Origin of the sequence: Corynebacterium sp. CMW7794 (assembly GCF_001563605.1) — a bacterium.
In the GTDB taxonomy this organism is placed as follows: Bacteria; Actinomycetota; Actinomycetes; order Mycobacteriales; family Mycobacteriaceae; genus Corynebacterium; species Corynebacterium phoceense.
Genome location: NZ_KQ961705.1, coordinates 1 through 1,481 on the forward strand (window position 1 = coordinate 1; position 1,481 = coordinate 1,481).

Here is a 1,481-nt window from a genome sequence, read left to right on the forward strand (position 1 = left end):
GGGTTAAGGGACAAAATGAGTGTCTAGGCCGGCGTGTCGCGGGGTGGGACATTTTGTGTGTCTGCCGCCCCGCGGTTTAGGGGTTTGGTCTGGGGGTTTAGCGGTTAGCGCATGGAGCCTTTGCGGATACCGATATCGTTGGTGTGCGTGCTTTCGATTCCGGTGTCGTACCGTGCTGGTGCGCCGTCGAGGTCGTTAGTCGTGTTGTTCGTGGACGCAGCTTGTACTTTGGCGAGTGCGCTGCGTCCCCATTTTTGACTTCGGGCAATCTCAATAGGGTCACCGGGATATTGCGTGTGCAGATGCAGCCACCAGTCCACGGCAGTGCGTTGGTGCTCTTCTGGCATTCCTCGGTGGTACCTGGCAAGGGCTTTTACTCCGGCGTTTATGCCGCCTTCCAGGGTGTTGGTATCACGAGCGAGTTGTCCTTCGACTGCGTCTTCCTGACTGGTCAGAAACGTAAATAGGTGCTTGTTCCGTTCCAGTTTGGCGAGCAGTTCGTAGGCACTGCGGTGTCGGGAATGCGTGTAGAAGAACTTCTTGTTTCGACGGAATTTCTTTGGAATCTCTTCCGGTTTGAGGTCTTTGATGTAGGTCTTCTCACTGAGCCACTTGCCGTACACGTCGTGGAATTGCTGCAGCTTCGCGGTCCATTCTGCGGCCTGATCCAGGTTGCTTACCCGCAGCAGTGACAACGATAGGCCGCGCAGTGCTTTGCCAGATGGCAGCACGGGGTACAAGCCGACGTAGCGTTGAATGTTGCGTTTGACGTGGACGAGGCAGCGTTGGATGTGTGCTTGTGACCAGGTTGTTTTGATGGCTTCTAGCGAGCCTTGGTGTCCATCGGTGGTGACCACCAGTGGGGCATGCCCGACCTTGTCGAAGAGACGGTTGTAGTTGAACGTGTCTTCTTGGCGGCACCAATGCCAGGCCACGACGTGGGCTTTCGTTGATGCCACCAGTAGGCAGTTCTGGTGGCCGAAGTAGGTTCCGTCGACAAATAGCTGGTCATAGATGCGATTGGGGTCGGTGTTGTCGGGAACGTGGACGAGCCAGAAGTTTTCGAACCACCGGGTGAGTTGCCGGCGGCTATAGCCGTGCTCTGCGGCGATTGACGACAGGGTTGATGAAGACAAGAACCACTCGTAGAACATCCGGAACCTGGCAGTCTGGATGGGGTCATCGTTGGTATTGGTGAAGCTGTGGCCGCATGAACGGTCCTTGCAGCGCCAACGAGTCTTGCCTGCGGACGTTGTGCCATTTTTCTTTACTGGCCCCAGGCACACGGGGCACGTGATGTGTTGATTAACCACGCGGGTTAGTTTGCTGCCTACCCCATCGGGTACCACATTCTCAGCCAGATACGTGGATTTCGAGCCCAGACCCCGCGCTGCACCTCACCGCCTAGAGCGGAATCTTCGTTGCGACTGGTCAAACTAGCTACCGACGCACATCCGGACACACATTCTGTCCCTTAACCC

General features: G+C 56.4%; 1 protein-coding gene. It reads right to left on the reverse strand.

Annotated elements, in window-relative coordinates; all coding sequences use genetic code 11:
* Window positions 1-104: 104 nt before the first annotated feature.
* The gene (locus HMPREF3227_RS00065; RefSeq protein WP_156452942.1) at window positions 105-1,313 is read right to left on the reverse strand and encodes an IS1249 family transposase; all 1,209 of its coding nucleotides are present in this window, start codon (window positions 1,311-1,313) and stop codon (window positions 105-107) included.
* Window positions 1,314-1,481: the final 168 nt, after the last annotated feature.